This window comes from Neorhizobium sp. NCHU2750 (genome assembly GCF_003597675.1).
Classification (GTDB): domain Bacteria; phylum Pseudomonadota; class Alphaproteobacteria; order Rhizobiales; family Rhizobiaceae; genus Neorhizobium.
The window spans coordinates 29,760-47,772 of the sequence record NZ_CP030831.1 but is presented as its reverse complement, the minus strand read 5'-3'; the positions used below and the strand labels follow the sequence as shown (position 1 = coordinate 47,772).

Annotated in this window: 16 protein-coding genes; 13 read left to right on the top strand and 3 right to left on the bottom strand. The window is 59.1% G+C overall.

What is annotated here, in order from left to right:
* The first annotated feature begins 14 nt into the window (after positions 1-14).
* The 3 genes from trbG to trbI are packed head-to-tail and all read left to right on the top strand — an operon-like array spanning position 15 to position 2,668.
* Positions 15-869 carry a P-type conjugative transfer protein TrbG gene (trbG, locus tag NCHU2750_RS28185; protein WP_041724026.1) on the top strand — a complete coding sequence of 285 codons (855 nt, stop codon included), beginning with the start codon at positions 15-17 and terminating at the stop codon, positions 867-869.
* On the top strand, positions 869-1,345 hold the full coding sequence (trbH, locus tag NCHU2750_RS28180) for a conjugal transfer protein TrbH (RefSeq protein ID WP_012654962.1): 477 nt from the start codon (positions 869-871) through the stop codon (positions 1,343-1,345). Before trbG ends, trbH begins: the two co-directional genes overlap by 1 nt.
* Positions 1,346-1,357: 12 nt before the next feature.
* A complete protein-coding gene (gene trbI, locus NCHU2750_RS28175) occupies positions 1,358-2,668 on the top strand; it encodes an IncP-type conjugal transfer protein TrbI (RefSeq protein ID WP_012654961.1) in 1,311 nt (436 codons plus the stop codon).
* A 231-nt stretch (positions 2,669-2,899) separates the two neighbouring features.
* Here the strand turns inward: trbI and NCHU2750_RS28170 are convergent, their stop codons facing one another.
* Positions 2,900-3,802 carry a LysR family transcriptional regulator gene (locus NCHU2750_RS28170; protein ID WP_041723969.1) on the bottom strand — a complete coding sequence of 301 codons (903 nt, stop codon included), beginning with the start codon at positions 3,800-3,802 and terminating at the stop codon, positions 2,900-2,902.
* A gap of 253 nt (positions 3,803-4,055) precedes the next feature.
* Here NCHU2750_RS28170 and nocP point away from each other — a divergent pair, with 253 nt between their 5' ends.
* The 5 genes from nocP to NCHU2750_RS28145 all read left to right on the top strand — a co-directional run bounded on the left by nocP (position 4,056) and on the right by NCHU2750_RS28145 (position 8,291).
* Entirely contained in the window at positions 4,056-4,829 is a 774-nt protein-coding gene (gene nocP, locus NCHU2750_RS28165; RefSeq protein WP_012654959.1) for a nopaline ABC transporter ATP-binding protein NocP, read from the top strand.
* Positions 4,830-4,894: 65 nt separating this feature from the next.
* The gene (gene nocT / locus NCHU2750_RS28160; RefSeq protein ID WP_012654958.1) at positions 4,895-5,746 is read left to right on the top strand and encodes a nopaline ABC transporter substrate-binding protein NocT; all 852 of its coding nucleotides are present in this window, start codon (positions 4,895-4,897) and stop codon (positions 5,744-5,746) included.
* Between the two features lie 72 nt (positions 5,747-5,818).
* The gene (gene nocQ, locus NCHU2750_RS28155; protein ID WP_012654957.1) at positions 5,819-6,529 is read left to right on the top strand and encodes a nopaline ABC transporter permease NocQ; all 711 of its coding nucleotides are present in this window, start codon (positions 5,819-5,821) and stop codon (positions 6,527-6,529) included.
* Between the two features lies 1 nt (position 6,530).
* Positions 6,531-7,256, top strand: coding sequence for a nopaline ABC transporter permease NocM (nocM, locus tag NCHU2750_RS28150; RefSeq protein WP_012654956.1), 726 nt, complete (start codon positions 6,531-6,533; stop codon positions 7,254-7,256).
* 114 nt (positions 7,257-7,370) lie between these two features.
* Positions 7,371-8,291: a LysR family transcriptional regulator gene (locus NCHU2750_RS28145; RefSeq protein ID WP_012654955.1), complete on the top strand. Its 921-nt coding sequence runs from the start codon at positions 7,371-7,373 to the stop codon at positions 8,289-8,291.
* Positions 8,292-8,409: 118 nt separating this feature from the next.
* On the opposite strand, the gene NCHU2750_RS28140 is transcribed toward NCHU2750_RS28145, so the two are convergent.
* Positions 8,410-10,365 (bottom strand): hydantoinase B/oxoprolinase family protein, encoded by a 1,956-nt coding sequence (locus NCHU2750_RS28140; RefSeq protein ID WP_012654954.1) that lies wholly within the window; start codon positions 10,363-10,365, stop codon positions 8,410-8,412.
* 3 nt (positions 10,366-10,368) lie between these two features.
* The gene (locus NCHU2750_RS28135) at positions 10,369-12,405 is read right to left on the bottom strand and encodes a hydantoinase/oxoprolinase family protein (RefSeq protein ID WP_045231689.1); all 2,037 of its coding nucleotides are present in this window, start codon (positions 12,403-12,405) and stop codon (positions 10,369-10,371) included.
* 602 nt (positions 12,406-13,007) lie between these two features.
* Between NCHU2750_RS28135 and NCHU2750_RS28130 the strand changes: the two genes are divergently transcribed.
* The 5 genes from NCHU2750_RS28130 (at position 13,008) to NCHU2750_RS28110 (ending at position 17,993) form a co-directional block, all read left to right on the top strand.
* Positions 13,008-14,126, top strand: coding sequence for an NAD(P)/FAD-dependent oxidoreductase (locus NCHU2750_RS28130; protein WP_045231690.1), 1,119 nt, complete (start codon positions 13,008-13,010; stop codon positions 14,124-14,126).
* Positions 14,123-14,416: a (2Fe-2S)-binding protein gene (locus tag NCHU2750_RS28125; protein ID WP_045231691.1), complete on the top strand. Its 294-nt coding sequence runs from the start codon at positions 14,123-14,125 to the stop codon at positions 14,414-14,416. The genes NCHU2750_RS28130 and NCHU2750_RS28125 overlap by 4 nt, the downstream gene beginning before the upstream one ends.
* Positions 14,413-15,831 carry an FAD/NAD(P)-dependent oxidoreductase gene (locus NCHU2750_RS28120; RefSeq protein ID WP_045231692.1) on the top strand — a complete coding sequence of 473 codons (1,419 nt, stop codon included), beginning with the start codon at positions 14,413-14,415 and terminating at the stop codon, positions 15,829-15,831. The genes NCHU2750_RS28125 and NCHU2750_RS28120 overlap by 4 nt, the downstream gene beginning before the upstream one ends.
* A gap of 47 nt (positions 15,832-15,878) precedes the next feature.
* Positions 15,879-16,835 carry an arginase gene (gene rocF / locus NCHU2750_RS28115; RefSeq protein ID WP_080803215.1) on the top strand — a complete coding sequence of 319 codons (957 nt, stop codon included), beginning with the start codon at positions 15,879-15,881 and terminating at the stop codon, positions 16,833-16,835.
* Positions 16,836-16,910: 75 nt separating this feature from the next.
* Positions 16,911-17,993, top strand: coding sequence for an NAD/NADP octopine/nopaline dehydrogenase family protein (locus tag NCHU2750_RS28110; RefSeq protein WP_045231693.1), 1,083 nt, complete (start codon positions 16,911-16,913; stop codon positions 17,991-17,993).
* The last annotated feature ends 20 nt before the right edge of the window (positions 17,994-18,013 follow it).

Genomic DNA, 18,013 nt, shown 5'->3' with positions numbered 1-18,013 from the left:
GCATGGCCCCGAACATGAACATTCGACTGAGACGTTTTCCGGCCAGGCTGGCTGCCGCCGCGATCGTTGCCGCAATCGTGCCGTTGCCGACTTCTCTTTCCTCCCGCGCGCTCGCAGCTGATGGCGTCACCGCCAATGAAGCGAAGGGGATGGGGATTTCCACCCAGTGGCGCGACTCACGCGGGCTTGTCACGAAAGGACCGGACGGGAAGGTGATCTTCCTCTATGGCGAAGTGCAGCCCTCCGTCGTCTGCTCACCTTTGCAGGTCTGCGACATCGAGCTCCAGGGCGGCGAGGTCGTTCGCGACGTACTCGTCGGCGACACCGTTAGGTGGAAGGTTGAGCCCGCAACATCGGGAGCGGCAGGAGGGCAGGCGATCCACCTGATCGTCAAGCCATCGGAGTCCAACCTTGTCACCTCGATGGTGGTGACCACCTCGCGTCGCACCTACCATATCCAGCTCAAGTCGCACCAGACACAATACATGGCACGTGTTGGCTTCGAATATCCGGAAGACGTGTCCATCAAGCTCGCTGACATCAACGCGCGGATGGAAGCCAGCACCATTCCCGGCGCCGGCGTTCCCGCCGAGCAACTGAATTTTGCCTATTCTGTATCGGGCAATGCAGGGTGGCGGCCGACGCGCGTCTATTCGGACGGGGAGAAGACTTACGTCCAGTTCCCGCGCACGATCTCCGGCCAGGATGCGCCCGTGCTGTTTGTCGTCTCCGGTGGTCAGAACCGCATCGTCAACTATCGGATGAAGGGCGACATGATGGTGGTCGACTACCACGTCGACCGCGCGGTCCTGGTCTCCGGCGTCGGCTGGAGACAGGAGAAGGTGACGATCCGGCGGGGAGGGCGGTGATGCGAAGCTTCCCCTTTCTCGCGCGCGCCTTGCACACCCTCCGCGGCCCTGCCGCCGCCTGCGCCCTCGCCCTTCTCCTTTCCGGATGCCAGTCGCGCGGAACGGAAGAATTGACCTCCAGCAATGCCCCTGCCGAGATCTCAGGCCAGGCGGCGAGCGCGATCGCCGGCGATATGGTGAGCAGGCTCGCCGAGCAGATCGGCCCCGGGACCACGACTGTCTCGCTAAAGCAGGACAGCTCGCCTTTCGGGCAGGCGCTCGAGGCAGCCCTGAAGGGCTGGGGTTATGCGGTGGTGACCGACCAGAAGACGGATGGTGCTGCGCGCACCGTGCCGCTCGCCTATGTCGTCATTCCGTTCGAGGGGCAGCTCCTGGCCCGCCTTTCTACGAACAGCGTCGAGCTTGGCCGCGCCTACACCGTCACAACGACGGGTGCGCAGCCGGCGAGCGCACTCTCAGTCATGAAGCGCGGTTAGGGGAGGGCGGTCATGGTTCAATCGCTCAAGCTCGGCGGCACTGCCAACGACGAGACAGGCTCTGGCATGCGCCGGATTAACCGTCTGCCGATCATCGTCGTGGTCGTGCTGGTCGTCGCCTTCCTTGGTGTCATCTTCTACGGTCTGACATCGAGAGGGCTATATTTCCGCGACACCGGACCGGACACAAGCTCCGGCAATCCGGCGTCAACCTTCGCCGACCAGATCAAACGTGGGGTCTCGGACGGCATCATCGGCGAACCGCAGCAGGTGACGACGCTGCAGCCGACGCCGGTCGAGACGCAGGAAGAGAAGCGCTCCGTCAATCCATTCACGCCGCAGCCCGGTCAACGGGAAGACGCGCGGCCGGAACCGCAACTGGAATCGGAACAGGTCTGGCGCGCCCGCTTGCAGCGCGAGCAGGAAGAGCAATATCTTCGTGAGCGGCAGCGCCAGAGAATGGCCCGGCTGCAGGCCAATGACGCCGCCTATGATTCGCCGATCGCGGTCGACCGCGGCAAGTTCGCTGGGCGAGGAGCGGACACAAACGACACGGCAGCAGCGACAACGAACGGGGTTTCCACTGCGGTGACACCCGGAGCGCCCGACCTCTACGCGGCCGCTCTTCGTGCCGGTCTCGGCGGGCAAAATGTTGATCCGAACGGCCAGAAGTCGAAGGAGGATTTCTTCAATGCCGACCTCAAGGAACTTGGCTACCTGCCGAACCGTGTCGTCCCCCAACAGTCGCTCTACGAACTCAAGCGCGGCTCAGTCATTCCCGCGACATTGATCACCGGGATCAATTCCGACCTTCCCGGGCGCATCACCGCCCAGGTGAGCCAGAACGTCTACGATTCAGCGACGGGACACCGCCTCCTGATCCCGCAGGGTACGAAACTGTTCGGCCGTTACGACAGCAAAGTGTCGTTCGGCCAGAGCCGGGTGCTGGTCGTCTGGACCGACATCATCTTCCCGAATGGCTCGACGCTGCAGATCGGCGGCATGTCCGGGACGGACGCGCAGGGCTACAGCGGTTTCCGCGATAAGGTGGATCGGAAGTGGCTCCAGACGTTTGGTTCGGCCATCCTCATTGCCGTGATCGGCACGGGGATTGACATGGCGGTTCCGCAGAGTTCGACACTGGCGACGCAGGATACGGCCTCCGATGCGGCGCGTCGGAACTTTGCCGAAACCTTCGGTCGTGTCGCTGACCGGACCATCGAGAGAAACATGGACGTACAGCCGACGATCGAGATCCGGCCTGGTTACAAATTCAATGTCCTTGTCGATCAGGACATTGTTTTCCCCGGAACATATCGATGAGACGCGTGCCCAGTCTCAACGACCCTGCCGCGTTCGGGGAAATAACACCGTGACAAAAGTGCCCAACCGATCGCATCACACCCCGGGAGCCAGAGATGTGCCAAGTCCAAACAATTTCGTTGCTTTCGGGAAAGCGATACCATCCACGGCCATCGCGATCATCGCCAGCCTTTCCGGCCACGACACCGGGCTGAACCCGATTTCTTTGACAACTTGCGGCGAACCTGACGATCAAATGGTTTCATAGGGTAAGGCTTTCAAAGCATCGAGCAACGCTGCCCGGAATTCGCTAACCAAGCGCGGCGGCGGGCTGTCAGTCGGAAGAACTATAGCAAAATGGTAGGGGACAACCGGATCAAAGGAGCGCTGAATAACCTGATTTGCACTGTAGTAGTCGGCAGTGAAGGGGTCGACAATGCCAACCCCCATTCCCCTGCTTACCAGATCGCAGAGATTCAGTGCCAGACTACTTTCTATCCTGCGGTTACAGTGGACGCCGCAGCTGTCCAGTGCGGCGTCTGTCTGCATCCGTAGAAGGCTCACCGGAGAGAGGCAAATCAATGACTCTCCTTCAAGGTCCGTCGCATGAACAGTTTCCTTGTCTTCGAGACGATGCCCCGGCGGCAGCAGGCAGACGGCACGAAACGAAGGGACAGGTTCAATGGTGAGACCAGGATAGTCGCCAGCCAATATCGATATTCCGAGATCGTAGTGCTGGAGCGAGACCAATTCGAGGACCGTCTGGGAGGGAACCGTGTCGAGGTAGACCGACACGTCGGGCCGATCGGCGATGAACGTCTGGATGACGCCGGACATAAAACTCAGAGCCGGCGCCGTATAACAGGCGACCCTTAGAGACCCCATGTGAGACTTCTTCAGTTCAGCCGCGACTTTGTCGATGTGCTGAATCCCGTTGAAATGTCGCGACACTTCCTTGAACAGAATACCGGCCTCCCGCGTAGGACGTAACCGGTTGCCCGTTCTTTCGAAGAGGCTGATCCCAATTTCCTCTTCGAGATCCCTGATCAGCCGGCTGATCGCGGGCTGCGTGATCCTCACCAGATTCGCTGCTGACGTCATACCTCCTGTCAGCATGACTGCCCGGAACGCTTCTAACTGACGCGATTGAATCATTGCTTTCTCCATAACAAATACACATGGGCGCATGCCTATTACTGCCCTTGCGATATGGAAGGCAAGCTTTTAGTAACAATAGAAAACTGGGTCCTACTCTCGAAGAATGTACCGCGGTGGCCACGTGAACACGTGTTTCACCTTTGAGAATGAAAGCCGGACAGGTGCCGGCTGCGCCATTCTCGGCCGTGCTAACGGCACGGTTTTTCGCTGCATCGCAAGGGATAGGGAATGATAGAACAAGGGAACGCGAATGGACGGTACGCAGCCCACCCTGGTGGCAGAAGATATCCATAAGAACTTCGGAACGCTTGAAGTTCTGAAGGGCATTTCACTCACGGCCAATAAAGGCGATGTGGTTTCGATTATCGGCAGCTCCGGGTCCGGTAAGAGTACTTTCCTGCGCTGTATGAATTTCCTCGAAACCCCGAACAAGGGCCGTATCGCTGTCGGGCAGGAAGAGGTCGTCGTCAAAACGGATGCGGCTGGCCGATTGATCGGCGTCGATCGCAAAAAGATCGAACGCATGCGGATGCAACTCGGCATGGTGTTTCAGAGCTTCAATCTGTGGGGACATATGACTGTCCTGCAGAACGTCATGGAAGGCCCCGTACACGTTCTCAAGCAGCCCAAGGGCGACGTGCGCGACCGTGCAATGGATTTCCTGGACAAGGTCGGTATTGCCGACAAGCACGACGCCTACCCGTCTCAATTGTCAGGTGGGCAACAACAGCGCGTCAGCATCGCACGCGCACTGGCTATGCAGCCGAGCGCGCTTCTCTTCGACGAACCAACCTCTGCCCTCGATCCGGAATTGGTGGGTGAAGTCCTGAAGGTGATCAGGAAGCTCGCCGAGGAGGGGCGGACGATGGTCGTGGTGACGCACGAAATGGGTTTTGCTCGCGACGTATCGAGCAAGGTTCTCTTTCTCGAAAAGGGGCAAATCGAAGAGCAGGGAACGCCGCAAGAAGTGTTCCAGAACCCGACGTCACCAAGGTGTCGGGCCTTTCTCTCCAGCGTTCTGTGAGCGCGCAAGCGCGCAGAAGAGTCAACACTCGAAATAAAAAAATAACAGCAACAGAGGTGAACGTTATGAAATTCTTCAACTTAAATGCGCTTGCGGCAGTTGTGACCGGCGTCCTCGTCGCGGCAGGCCCCTCACAGGCCAAGGACTACAAGAGCATTACGATTGCAACCGAAGGATCCTATGCGCCGTACAACTTCAAGGATGCGGGCGGAAAACTGATCGGCTTCGACATCGATCTCGGAAACGACCTTTGCAAGCGCATGAACATCGAATGTAAATTCGTCGAGCAGGCTTGGGACGGGATCATTCCTTCTCTCACGGCGGGTCGTTACGATGCCATTATGGCGGCGATGGGAATTCAGCCGGCGCGCGAAAAGGTCATTTCGTTCTCCCGCCCGTATCTCCTCACGCCGATGACGTTCCTGACGACAGCGGACAGTCCACTTCTGAAGACCCCGGTGGCACTCGAGAACCTTCCGCTCGACAATATCACCCCCGAGCAGAAAACCGAGTTGGATAAGTTCACCAAGGTTTTCGAAGGCATGAAGTTTGGCGTTCAAGCCGGTACATCTCATGAAGCGTTCATGAAACAAATGATGCCGAGCGTGCAGATTTCCACCTATGACACCATCGACAATGTCGTAATGGATCTGAAGGCCGGCCGTATCGACGCGAGCCTGGCTTCGGTCAGCTTCCTGAAGCCGCTAACGGACAAGCCTGACAACAAGGACCTGAAGATGTTTGGTCCGAGGATGACGGGGGGAGTGTTCGGCAAGGGTGTCGGCGTTGGCATCCGCAAAGAGGATACCGATCTCAAAGCCTTGTTCGACAAAGCAATTGATTCCGCGATTGCCGATGGGACCGTTCAGAAGCTGTCTCAACAGTGGTTCGGTTACGACGCGTCTCCCAAGCAGTAATTACTTTCAATAGGAGCGTCGGCACTCGTGTGGCCGGCGCTCTATCTGTTTAGCAAGCTTGAGGCGTGGTCGATGGACTTGACACTATTGCAATGGGGAGATGCCGGCTGGGGCGATGAATTGGTGCGCGGGGCGATGATGACTGTTGTCGTCGCAGCCTGTTCGTACCTTTTCGGAATCATCTTTGGTTCGATTTTCGCTGCGGCAAAACTATCCCGTTTCTGGTCACTACGCCTGCTCGGTGACGTCTATACGACGGTCGTTCGCGGCGTCCCTGAACTGCTCATCATCTTTTTGGTATTCTTCGGTGGCGGCACACTCCTGCGCACCATCGCCAATGGACTGTTCGGATACGAGGGGTACATCGAGCCTCAAATCTTCGTGATCGGCGTACTCTGCATCAGTGTGAGTGCCGGAGCATATGCCACCGAGGTCATTCGCGCTGCCGTTCTCGCTGTTCCCCCCGGCCAGATCGAAGCGGCGAAGTCCATTGGGATGGGTCCGTGGCTGCGGCTGCGGCGGGTGCTGATCCCACAAGCGGCTAGGTTCGCCCTCCCAGGCCTTGGAAATGTCTGGCAGTTCACGCTCAAGGACACGTCGCTAATTTCCGTTGTCGGCCTGGTCGAAATCATGCGGACAGCGGCGATGGGGGCAGGTTCGACGAAGCAGCCCTTTACCTTCTATATCACCGCCTTCGTGATCTTCCTTGTTCTTTCCTCCGTGTCAAATCGGGGCTTTCTTAAAGCTGAAAAGTGGGCGAACCGCGGTGTGAGGAGCCAATAATATGGATATTCAACTCATCATCGAGTCGTTCCCCAAACTCATTGCTGCCGTCCCCACGACGCTGGCGCTCGCGTTCATATCGCTCCTCATCGGATTTGTTGTTTCGGTACCTGTCGCGCTTATGCGGCTTTCGAAAAACCGCATCGTTTCTTCGGTAGCATACGGCTACGTCTACCTGATCCGATCGACCCCACTTCTGGTGCAGATGTTCCTGATTTACTACGGGTCGGCTCAGTTCAGAGGGTTTCTCACGGAAATTGGTCTGTGGTCGTCGTTCCGCGAACCGTGGTTTTGTGCGATCCTCGCTCTGGCCCTCAATACCGCGGCCTATACCAGCGAAATCATCCGGGGCGGCATACAGGCGGTTCCTCTCGGGCAGATCGAAGCGGCGCGCGCTGTCGGCATGTCCACAGTTCTCCAGTTTAGGAGAATCGTGTTCCCGATCGCCATCCGGCAAGCGTTGCCGGCCTATGGCAACGAAGTCATGCTCATCATCAAATCGACGTCGCTTGCTTCGACAATCACTATCGTCGAAGTGACCGGTCTGGCGAAGCAGATCATCTCGGCCACCTACAGCCCGGTCGAAGTGTTCATCGTCGCCGGTGCGATCTACCTGTTCATCACGTTCATTGTCAGCCGCCTGGTCATTCTGGCGGAGTGGTGGCTCAATCCGCACATGCGCGCCCGGGTGGGCGGAACGGCTCCGAAGGCCGTGGAGACGCATTAGAACTTGGAAATCCCCGTTGGATTACCGATCGAAAGAGTGCGCTCGGGCGAATGTCGACGTAACATTCAAATCTTAGGGTTTGAATGTTACGTCGCTTTGTATTGGTGAGCGGAGATGTCGTATCAAATAGAAATTGGAAGCATCCGCTGTTTTGTCGTTGCCGCTGAAGAACTACATTTCCGCAGAGCCGCGATCCGACTGAACATGTCGCAGCCAACGCTCAGCCAGCAGATCAAGCGGCTTGAAGAGCTTATGGGGGTGCAACTGTTCATCCGCTCTACGCGGCGCGTGGAGCTGACGCGTGCGGGAGCATCATTCCTTGATCACGCGCGCGAGATCCTTTTGAAAATCGACGAGGCGATCCTCAATGCCAAGCTGGAAGCCGGCGGTCTCAGTCCCGGCGGAGAAGAGCTGATCATCGGAGCGATCAGCCCGGCCACCAGTCAATTGCTCCCCTTGATCTTGAGCCGTTTCCGGCAAAGGTTTCCCAGGACTAGGCTTGTCATCAAAGAGGTCGATTCCATAGAGCTTCTGCGAGGGATCGAGCGCGGTGACTTCCATGTCGGGTTGATGCGACCGCCATCCAACAGCAATCTGGTACGGTTTCAGCACCTGTTGTCGGAACGATTTGTTGCCGTCATGCCCCGCCAATCGGTACTTGCGAGAAAAACCGCGTTGAAATTATCAGATTTCGCCGGACACGGTGTTTTCGCGCTCAAGCGCTTCGAGCTATCGTGTTTTGAGACTGTATACGAACAACTTGTCGGCGCCGGCCTGCTGATCGAGAACGACATAGCGGTCTCCGACACCAATACAGCTCTGGCCCTGGTGACTGCCGGCGTCGGGATCACGTTCCTGCCGGAGTGGGTGTCTGCGATGGCCCCCGACGGCGTTGTTACCCGAGTTGTGGACGATATGTCCGTCGAGATTTCGATGGCCGTGGGCTGGAATCCAGATTGCCCGGTTCCAGGGATACTGCCTTTCGTCGAGTTTGCGACGTTGGCTGCGCAAAACCTGATTTCAGCACGAAAATAGCGGCGCTTGTGAAATTCTGAATGAACAAAGGGAGCCCCTGGAGGAGGCATCCCTTCCAATAGCCGCACTTTCAGACGACCGTTCATACTAACTGATTACCATCACAGGACCATTGCCGCTACAACCGGCCGGCTTCTTCGGCGATGACTTGATCCAGTTTCCCGGCATCAACCCGTTCACCTTTCGCCAACAGGCGGTGATGAACGCGATCGACGAGCTGGCTGCGGATGCGCTGTTCATAGGTCAATGCCCGCGATGCCAGTTCCCTGCGTGTCTGCTGCGACCACACCTGGTCCTGACGCTGGCGTTCGATGCAGAAATTGAAGTCGTCTGACTTTCGGTTCCCGCGTTCGCGGCGTTGTTCCGCGGTCGCCGCCTCGTCGATCTTACCGTCCCGGTCGAAGACGACAGCATAGACGTCGGCGGCCCGCTCCGGGGAAATCATGCCGTTTTCGATCTCGCGCGCGATCGCCGCCACATCCCGCTCAAGAGGTTCGCCGAACGCCCCGCCTGTGGAACTGGTGATCCTGAGAATATCGCCCTGTCCGAGCTCCAGCACCGAGATCTTGCCGACCGATCGCTCATCGGGTCGGCCAGGATTGACGATTGCCTTACCCAGAAGACCGATCTCTCCCCCCTTGAAGCCCCACGGCGCGAACACAAACCGGTTCAGGTTTCTGACCGTTATGACCGCGCGATTTGACGTGTTTTCCATTTCGATTTCGAGCGCGGCGCCGCTGGCGAATCTTCCCGCGCGGCGACTGTCCGGCACGAGGCGGAGCGCCCGCATGACCAGCACCGTTTCGATCTCGATGACTTCGACTGGCACGCTGCGCTGTGAGTAGCGTACTTCCGATCCGTCCAGGCCGTCAACGCCACGGCGGGCACCGCCGCCGCCGTCGATCGTACCCACCACGTTGACACGGTCACGGCCTGTACGAGGATCGGGAGCCGAAACGACGATAACCCCGCTCATACCGCCACCGGCTGCGGCAAGGCCCTCCGGTAGTGCCTGATTGAGGCACCCCAGGATAACGTCGTAGGCGCGTGTCGCTGATGCAGCACGAGACCCGCCGGATGCGGGATAGACCGCGTTGAGAACCGTGCCGCGCGGAGCATGGCCGTGGATCGCCCGCAAGATACCGGAGTTGCGCGGCGTCAGCGGATCAACGGTCAGGATGTAGGCGTAAAGGCACTGGATAATGTAGGGGTGGGTGGTTGCCCCCGTTACCAGGTTGTAGGCGGCCGCCAATTGCGGATCCGTGCCGGTAAAATCAACCTCGATCTCGCTGTCCTTCACCGTCATGGTCACGCTGAAATAGGCCAGCTGACCATCATGGATCCCTTCAAGATAGTCCGAGAAGGTATATACACCGTCCCGAATCGTCCTGATCACCGCGCGGGCCTTGGTCTCCGCGTAGTTGATGACGTCCTGCATCCCCTCCTCGACACTCTCACGATCATATCGCTCGCAAAGCTCGCTGACGCGCCGGTCCATGCTCTTCAGGCCCGAGATCATGGCCTGAATGTCGCCCCACAACTCGGTCGGAATTCGGCTGTTGTCCTGGAAGATCGACTTGATCGCTTCGTTCAACACCCCTCCTTCGTAGAGCTTCATTGGCCTGACACGGAGGCCCTCCTGGAATACTTCCGTGAAGGCTGGCGAGATACTTCCTGGAACGGCGCCGCCGATATCGGACGCATGGACAAATGCCCAGCCGATCGCGATCAGCTTCTCGTCGTAGAAGATCGGATAAAGCAGCGTAACGTCCATCAGGTGCGTCACCAGACCGTCCGTGGCAAAGGGATCGTTGGTGATGATGATATCGCCTTGCTTCAGGTTCTCCCGGCCGATGGCATCCAGCGTCGGCTTCAACGGGGAGCCGACGAAGACATTGACGCCAGACAACATCGGATAAGCGAACATTTCGCCTTCGGCAGTCGCAATCGCACACTGATAATCCTGCACGATCTTAACGAAAGTCGTGTGGGCGGTGCGGTAGATCGCGGCAGAGGCTTCTTCGACAATCGCGTTGAATCGATTGTTCATGACGGCAGTACGAACGGCATCCATTGATCAGCTCCGGGTCATGAGAATTGCGCCAAAGGCTCCAACGCGGGCAACGAACTCTGGCGGAACGACGATCGTCGCATCACGCTGCTCGATGACGGCCGGCCCCTGGATCGCATCGTTGGGGGTGAGAGATGCGCGATCGAAGACGCGTACCTCGGGAATGAGTTTGTTGTGGAAGCGCATCGAACGAACCGTTTTGAGCGCACCGCCAGCCCCGAACGTTTCAGGTGTTGTGGGCTGAGGTATCGACATCGATCCACGCACGCGCATGCGCAGGTCGACGAATTCGACTGGCGCCGCTTTGTCGGCATGGCTGTAGATCCGTTCGTGCTCTTGGTGGAAGGCGGCATGCATTGCGGCAATGTCGTGCGCTTCGATCGCCGTATCCGGCAGCCGCACGTCAACCTGGAAGGACTGCCCGACGTAGCGCATCTCAGCCCAGCACTCGAACGTTTTCGACACGAGACGCTCCGGCGGTGCCTGCCGCGATAACCATTCGGCTCCCTGCTCGCGAAGGACCTGAAACTTCTTCGCGATGAGAGAACCATCGATATCAAGGCCGTGGACGGTTTCGAGCGCGTCATTGCTCAAATCAGAGACAAGGCCCCCGAGGGCACAGAATACGGAAGGTGTCGCCGGCACAAGAACGCGGTTCACGCCGATCTCGGCCGCAAGGAGCGGCCCCTGGATCGCGCCAGCTCCGCCGTAAACGAGCACCGTCAGATCTTCGGGATCGACGCCCTGGCGTGCGAGATAAGGCAAGACACCGGCCACCATGTTGGAGCTTGCGACGGTGACGCACATTTCCGCGGCGCTGAGCACGTCCGTCTTGAGAGTCTCCGCAATCGGCGCCATAGCGCGTTCGGCGGCATGACGATCGAGCTGCATATCGCCGCCAAGAAGGGCTTCAGGCAAATAGCCCGCAAGTAAAAAGGCATCGGTCAGCGTGGGTTCCGTGCCGCCTCGGCTGAAGCAGGCAGGGCCAGGATAGGACCCAGCACTGCGCGGGCCGATACGCAACACCCCGCCATCAATCGTGACGACCGAACCGCCGCCTGCGCCGATCGCCTCGATGCTGGTAACTGGCATGACAACCGGAAACTCACCCACCTCGGCCGAAGTCGAGGTGAGAGCTTCGCCATCGCGCACGAGCGAGATGTCAGTGCTGGTGCCACCCATGTCCATGGTGAGGATGTTGTGTTCGCGCAAGGCGCGGCCGAGATATTGCACAGCCGTCACGCCAGACGCCGGACCCGACAGAAGTGTATGGATGGGGAAGTTGCGCGCCTCACTGGCGGCCATCGCACCACCGTTCGAGCGTGTGACGAAAAGTTGCGACCCTGGCAACCGTTCAGCCACATAAGTTTCGACCGCGCCGATATACTCGTTCATCCGGCGCTTCACGAAAGCGTTGAGCACACTGACGATCGCTCTTTCGTATTCTCCGATCCGCGGCCAGATCTCGCTGGACAGGCTGACCTCGGCATCTTCGCCGACCGCTTTACGGATAGCCCGCGCGACCGCTTGTTCATGCTGCGGGTTGGCGTAGCTGTGAAGCAGCGCGACCGCATAGCCGGCAGCACCTGCGTCGGCTACACGACGGGCAAGTGCCTCGACTGCTGCCTCGTCGATCGAGGTTCGAACCAAGCCGCCGCGCAGCAGTCGTTCCTCAACCTCGAAAACCATCTCGCGATCGATCAGCGGCCTGGTTCGGGTCTCGAACAGGTTCAGAGGGTTGCGGACGCCGATCCGCTGCAGTTCGAGCAGATCCCTATATCCCTTCGTTACGAAGAACGCGATCTTCGGGCCTTTTCGCTCGATTACGGCATTCGTGCTGACCGTGGTGCCGTGCATGACGAAGGCCGCCTCGCCCGGCTCGGGCGCGAGCCGTTCCAGTAGTTTTTCAAATCCCTCGCGGAAACCGTTTTCGAAAGCGGGAGGAGTCGAAGGAACCTTCAGAGTGACGATCCTGTCCTCTCCTTCACGCCACCCGCAAAAATCTGTGAACGTCCCACCGATATCAACGCCGATTCTAAGCATCTGCCGCTCACCCTCGCTTCTTCAGTTGGTCGGCCTGCGGGGTATTTCGATCTATTCTGATCTGCATGAAACCTGTCTCCGTTCTGGAATGATCATCGCGATATTTCAGCGATGAATACGCTGCTCACTCCGCTTGGAGAATTTGCATATCCCACCGATTGATTGGCAACGGCAATCAATCGGAACGGATGAGACTCGCCTGCTTTATAGAAACTGAGGGCGACGAAGGTGACTGAGATCGCGTCCTGTCGCTCGCGACGGCCCTAGGACCATGCCGCCTTCATAACATTTGAACATCGCCGTATGCCTATTACTACCCTTGTAGCATGGACGGCAACGCCTTATCCCTAAGCTGGAAGGCAAGAATTCCAAGATAGCCAGATCTGCAATCGACCCGCTTCACATGGTGATCATCTGTTCAAGACTGATGAAACCGAAGCAAAGAAGGTCCTCAAAACTTGGCCGTCAAACGGCGACAGCTGGACACACTGTATAGCCGACCGCACGAGGATTGAAGGATGCGTCTGGCTCACTGGGGGCTAATGGCCACGGATCGAACGTTTCGCCCGGGCACGGAAGCCTTCGTATTGTGAGAAGGTTAAATGGATCACGAGTTCGAGACGGCCATTGTTGGCGGCGGCGTAGTGGGCGCCGCAATTGGATACGGGTTAGCCAAGTTGGGGCGCCGGGTGATCATCATCGATGGCGCGGACGATGCGCTGCGTGCGTCCCGAACAAATTTCGGCCTGATCTGGGTTCAAGGCAAGGGCGACGAATATCCTGAATATCATCGCATCACGCGGCAAAGCGCTGAGCTGTGGCCAGGTTTTGCCTCCGAGTTGAAAGAGCTGACCGGTGTCGACGTAGAGTACCGCCGCAACGGTGGTTTGCTCTTTTGTGTGTCGGAAGCTCAGGCGGAAGAAGAAAAAGCCATCGGCGAAAAGATGGCTGCCATTCATCCTGACTATCGTTTCGAGATGCTGGAGCGCTCGCGCCTTGAGCGCATGCTTCCCGACATCCGTCTCGGGCCGAAGGTGTGTTCAGCGTCGTTCAGTCATATGGACGGTGACGTCAATCCTCTCCTGGTCCTTCGCGCTTTGCTGGAGGGATTTGTGCGCCTCGGTGGAACCTTGGTGACGGGCGAACACGTCGACAGCATCGCGCCCACGCTTGGTGGCTTCCGACTGGCAACGGATGGCCTCACGATAGAAGCGGAGCGGGTGATTATTGCAGCGGGAAATGACTCCATGGCTTTTGCCAAGAGCCTGGACCTTCCACTTCTGCTCGTTCCGGAAAAGGGGCAGCTTCTCATCACGGAACGGGTCGCCCCGGTATTTCCTTACGCCGCCAGCGGTATTCGTCAGACTATGACGGGCACGTTTCAGCTCGGCGTTACGAATGAACGTGTGGGCCGGTCTACCGATGTGACAGCTGGCGGCGCACGTCATATCGCCAATCGCGCGATCAGTGTGATGCCTGACGTCGGCGCGTTGCGTGTCATAAGGCAATGGGCGGGACTCCGCGTGCTGACCCCGGATGGGGTGCCGGTCTACGATCGGTCGCGGCGATACCCCGGCATCCATGTCGTCGCATGCCATTCCGGCGTCACCCTTGCCGCTCTGCATGCGGGTCCTTTTGCCGATTGGTTGGCAGCCGATGGAAGGGAGCCATCCTACGACGCTTTCCGCGGCAGCAGATTCAAGATGGGGATCGCGGCGTGACGAGTGAAGTTCTCTTTCCCTCCGGCCCAAGCGTGGAAATCACCATCGACGGTCGAACTGTGACCGCTCGTGATGGGGAGCCTCTGGCCGCCGTCTTTCTGCGTCTGGACGACATCCATACGCGGACCTCCTTTCCTTCCGCCCAGCCCAGGGCGCCCTACTGCATGATGGGCGTCTGTTTCGAATGTATCGTGTACATCGAAGACATCGGCACGATCCGAAGCTGTCAGCAAACGGTTCAAGCCGGCATGAGGGTCGAACGCCATGACCATCCGAAGAGGCTGAAATGAACCCGAATTCGAGCGCCGACCTGTTAATCGTCGGAGCTGGCCCCGCTGGCATGGCCGCCGCGAGGCGAGCTGTGCGCGGCGGCCTATCCGTCGTCTTGCTGGATTCGCAATCACAGCCCGGAGGTCAGATCTGGCGTAATGCCGGCAGCAACGCGACGAGCCCGGTCATAAACGTTCTGGGGGCGGAATATCGACGCGGCATCCGGCAAATCGAAGCATTCCTGGCCAGCGGCGCCGACTACATTCCGGAGGCTCAGGTAAGCAGGCTCAGCCAGGGTTGGACGGTGGAATATGTAAAGGGTGGAGAAATTCGTTCTGTCATGGGACGGCATCTCTTGCTCGCTATGGGCGCACAGGAACGCCCGGTTCCGTTCACCGGCTGGACGCTACCCGGCATCATGACGGTCGGCGCCGCACAGATTCTCCTTAAGACGGCGGGCCAACTGCCACGGGGGCCAGTTGCCGTGGTCGGGAGCGGACCTCTTCCCCTACTATACATGCAGCAGATGCGGCTCGCCGGGACAAAGCCCGTCGCTTATCTCGATACGACCCCTCGGGGTCTCATCAGCCGTTCGCTGCGCGGTTTTCGCGGGGCGCTAAAGGAGCCCGGCCAAATCCTGAAAGGGATTGCCTGGTTACCGCAGTTCAGTGGCGTTCGGCACGTACGCAACGTGGTCAAAATCAGCGCCGAAGGAAGCGGACGACTGGAAACTGTACGGTTCGAAACTTCAAACGGCAGGTCCGACCGATTGGAGGTCAAATCCCTTCTTGTACACGAGGGGCTGGTGCCAAGCCATCAGTTGGCCGTGTCGGTCGGCGCGCAACTGATGTGGGATGTCGGCCAGTCAGCGTTCCGGCTTGAGCGCGACGAGTGGATGAACGCAGGTCCGGACGGACTGTACATAGCCGGGGACGGTGCTCGGATCGGCGGCGCCGTCAATGCCGAGATCGAAGGAGAGATCGCCGCGACCGGTATCCTTCTTCGTGACGGCGCCCTGACGGCCGCTCAGGCGAATACCGAGACAAAACCGCTGAGAGCACAGCATGGCCGGCAAAAGTCGTTCCGGCGATTTCTGGATGGGGCCTACCCGCCGAATATTGCGCGGACCCAGCCGGACGACGAAACGATCGTCTGCCGGTGCGAGGAGTTGAGCGCGGGCGTGTTGAGGGAAGCTGCTGTCCGTGGCGCTTGCCGAGGCCCTAACCAGCTGAAGAGTTTTACACGCGCGGGCATGGGTCCCTGTCAGGGAAGGCAGTGCGGCTACCCGGTGCACGAACTGGTGAAGTCCGTCGCCGGTCTGACCGCTGGCGAGGTCGGCCTGTTCAATCCGCGGCCTCCCTTCGTTCCCTTAACGGTATCGATGCTTGCAGCTCAGCAGGCCGAGGAAGTCGTTTCAGCGTCGATACATGAGTGATCGTTCTGACATCGCCACAGCGTGGTGACCAGATTTGCAGTCAAGAAATGAACGCCTCACGGCGTCGCAAGGAGAATGAGTTGAAGACGTGCCAAATCCCGGGAGCCCCCGTTCAAAGCGGCGCATCCCAACCCGGATGCCTGATGGGGCCTGATGCGTTTCGGACTGCCGGCTTGTCGCGAGCTTTGACGGAACTGGGCTGGGCCGTCACTGATCTCGGAGATGCGACGCCGACGGCGGAGCCCGAAATCAGTCACACCAATTCCGCGGTGAAGAACCTCGATGCTCTGGTGGGATGGACGCGCAGTCTCTCCAAAAAGGCGCTGGAGATGGCCCGCAGCTGCGATCTTCCGGTTTTTCTCGGCGGCGATCACTCAATGTCTGCCGGTACCGTTTCCGGGGAGGCCGAACGAGCGGCCGAACTCGGCAGGGAGCAATTCGTCCTCTGGCTGGACGCGCACCCAGACCTGCATACCCTACACACGACTGCAAGCGGCAATCTTCATGGCACGCCGGTCGCCTACTATACGGGCCAGCCTGGCTTCGAAGGACTACCGCCGCTGGCCGCGCGTGTGGATCCCCGCAACGTATCCATGATGGGAATTCGCTCGGTCGACCCGGAAGAAAGGCGCCGGGTTGCCGAGATCGGTATCGAAGTCTCCGACACGCGGGTTCTGGACGAGCAAGGGGTCATACGCCCGCTGGGCGTCTTTCTTGACCGCGTGAGCAAGGCCAAGGGCAGATTGCACGTCAGCCTCGACGTCGACTTCCTCGATCCCGGGATTGCGCCGGCGGTGGGCACCACGGTTCCGGGCGGGGCGACTTTCCGAGAGGCACACCTCATCATGGAGATGCTCCATGACAGCGGTCTCGTCACCTCGCTCGACCTTGCGGAGCTCAATCCGTTTCTGGACGAGCGAGGGCGCACGGCCCGACTGATGACCGATCTTGCCGCGAGCCTGTTCGGCCGGCGCGTGTTCGACAGGGTGACAACAGCATTTTGACCACCGGGTGTGGCCCGGTGCGATCGAGGTTTGCCTCTCGCATTGAGACAACCCTTCGAAACCAGGAGGAAGAAGATGAAGGTTGGAATCGCCGGAGCAGGATCGATCGGCATTGGGTATGCGGCGTTCCTCTTGCAGAATGGACATGAGCCATTGATCTGGTCGCGTTCACGCGAAAGAACTGCTGCTTTCTCTGCCGGCGCACCGGTGAAGATCACGGGTGCGATCATCACGGAGTTCCACCCGCATATCTGCACGAACGCCCAGGAATTGGCCGAAGCCGATGTGATCGTGCTGGCGCTGCCCGCCTATGGTCACCGCTTTGTTCTCGACGCTCTTCTGCCGCACCTCAGCGCACGTCATTCGGTGATCATCAGCGCCCATCTTTCCTTTGCGGCGCTCTACCTCGCCAAAGGGTTGGCCGAGCGTGGAATCGAGATCCCAATCACGGCATGGAGCACAACTGTGCTGACATGCAAGCTGCGGGAGGCGGATACGTTCAACATCGGCGCCATCCGGGCAAAGGTCGATATGGCGACCGTGCCGGCACGTTTCGCAGGACGGGCGCACGAAACCTGTGTCGCTCTGTTCGGTGATCGCTTCGACGTGAAGGACGATATCCTCACGATCGCATTGAGCAATCTCAATCCCCAGGACCATATGGGCATCGCGCTGTGCAATCTGTCACGTATCGAGCGAGCTGAGGAATGGGGTCAGAACACCAACGTCACGCCTGCCGTCGGCCGCTTCCTTGAGGCGCTCGATCTGGAGAGGCTGGCAATCGCTTCCGCCTTCGGCAAGACGGTCCGATCCACCTTCGATCACTTCCGATTGTCGTTCGACATATCCGGCCAATCCGTTTCGGAAATATCGTCGATCCTGGTCGAGCGCGGAAGCGACCCGGCAGGCCCAAAGAGCGTTGATACTCGCTACGTGCTCGAGGACGTTCCCTTCGGTCTGATCCCGACCCTGCATCTGGCAAAAGCAGCCGGCCTGTCTGCACCCTTGCATGAAAGCGGCGTGCAGATCTTAAGCGCCTGCTACGGACGCGACTTCTCCGAAGAAAACGACCTGCTTCCAGACCTCGGCCCGCTCGATCTGCCCACGCTCAGGAAACGGGTAATCGCCGGGTACGCGATCACGGACGAACCCGTGTGATCCGGGCTCGTCCGACAGTC

What these genes read in the sequence shown, in the direction of transcription:
- trbI (WP_012654961.1), top strand. Translation starts at nt 1,358, where the DNA reads ATGGTTCAATCGCTCAAGCTCGGCGGCACTGCCAACGACGAGACAGGC.
- rocF (WP_080803215.1), top strand. Translation starts at nt 15,879, where the DNA reads ATGAACGCCTCACGGCGTCGCAAGGAGAATGAGTTGAAGACGTGCCAA.
- NCHU2750_RS28120 (WP_045231692.1), top strand. Translation starts at nt 14,413, where the DNA reads ATGAACCCGAATTCGAGCGCCGACCTGTTAATCGTCGGAGCTGGCCCC.
- NCHU2750_RS28170 (WP_041723969.1), bottom strand. Translation starts at nt 3,802, where the DNA reads ATGATTCAATCGCGTCAGTTAGAAGCGTTCCGGGCAGTCATGCTGACA.
- trbH (WP_012654962.1), top strand. Translation starts at nt 869, where the DNA reads ATGCGAAGCTTCCCCTTTCTCGCGCGCGCCTTGCACACCCTCCGCGGC.
- nocP (WP_012654959.1), top strand. Translation starts at nt 4,056, where the DNA reads ATGGACGGTACGCAGCCCACCCTGGTGGCAGAAGATATCCATAAGAAC.
- nocQ (WP_012654957.1), top strand. Translation starts at nt 5,819, where the DNA reads ATGGACTTGACACTATTGCAATGGGGAGATGCCGGCTGGGGCGATGAA.
- NCHU2750_RS28140 (WP_012654954.1), bottom strand. Translation starts at nt 10,365, where the DNA reads ATGGATGCCGTTCGTACTGCCGTCATGAACAATCGATTCAACGCGATT.
- nocT (WP_012654958.1), top strand. Translation starts at nt 4,895, where the DNA reads ATGAAATTCTTCAACTTAAATGCGCTTGCGGCAGTTGTGACCGGCGTC.
- trbG (WP_041724026.1), top strand. Translation starts at nt 15, where the DNA reads ATGAACATTCGACTGAGACGTTTTCCGGCCAGGCTGGCTGCCGCCGCG.
- NCHU2750_RS28145 (WP_012654955.1), top strand. Translation starts at nt 7,371, where the DNA reads ATGTCGTATCAAATAGAAATTGGAAGCATCCGCTGTTTTGTCGTTGCC.
- NCHU2750_RS28130 (WP_045231690.1), top strand. Translation starts at nt 13,008, where the DNA reads ATGGATCACGAGTTCGAGACGGCCATTGTTGGCGGCGGCGTAGTGGGC.
- NCHU2750_RS28110 (WP_045231693.1), top strand. Translation starts at nt 16,911, where the DNA reads ATGAAGGTTGGAATCGCCGGAGCAGGATCGATCGGCATTGGGTATGCG.
- nocM (WP_012654956.1), top strand. Translation starts at nt 6,531, where the DNA reads ATGGATATTCAACTCATCATCGAGTCGTTCCCCAAACTCATTGCTGCC.
- NCHU2750_RS28135 (WP_045231689.1), bottom strand. Translation starts at nt 12,405, where the DNA reads ATGCTTAGAATCGGCGTTGATATCGGTGGGACGTTCACAGATTTTTGC.